The organism is Vibrio sp. UCD-FRSSP16_30, assembly GCF_001676025.1.
Lineage (GTDB): Bacteria > Pseudomonadota > Gammaproteobacteria > Enterobacterales > Vibrionaceae > Vibrio.
The window spans coordinates 1-680 of sequence record NZ_LZFW01000077.1 but is presented as its reverse complement, the minus strand read 5'-3'; the positions used below and the strand labels follow the sequence as shown (position 1 = coordinate 680).

Sequence of the window (680 nt, the reverse complement as noted above, 5' to 3'; positions counted from 1 at the left end):
CGCCTTGGTGAGCCATTACCTCACCAACTAGCTAATCCCACCTGGGCATATCCTGAAGCGAGAGGCCCGAAGGTCCCCCTCTTTGGTCCGTAGACGTTATGCGGTATTAGCTATCGTTTCCAATAGTTATCCCCCACATCAGGGCAATTTCCCAGGCATTACTCACCCGTCCGCCGCTCGACGCCCAATAAATCACCCGAAGGGTCAATGTTGTCGTTTCCGCTCGACTTGCATGTGTTAGGCCTGCCGCCAGCGTTCAATCTGAGCCATGATCAAACTCTTCAATTAAAGTTTTTTTGGTCTTTCGACCGGCTCAATGAATACTGACTTCAAAACTGTTCCTTACTCGAAAGTAAGAAGTAATTTTAAAGCTATTACTATTCCAACAGAATAGTAATGAATTGACTGTGCCAATGATTAAAAATCATTGTATTGGTCACTCAGTTCATTGATAAATCTTTTCGATTATCATCAACGAGTGCCCACACAGATTGATAGGTTTAAATTGTTAAAGAGCGTGCTTTGAGTGCCTTAACACTTAAGCAGGTCGCATATATTACGCGACTGACTGTTAAAGTCAACATAAAACTCTAAGTAAATTAGAACTTTATGGTGACTCACCTCATACGAGATAAGTCAAAATTAAAGCCTGGCGATGTCCTACTCTCACATGGGGAAAA

General features: G+C 42.8%; 1 rRNA gene. It reads right to left on the bottom strand.

Annotated elements, in window-relative coordinates:
• Positions 1 to 288 (bottom strand): 16S ribosomal RNA (locus tag A9260_RS15155); the annotation flags it as partial.
• Between the last annotated feature and the right edge of the window lie 392 nt (positions 289 to 680).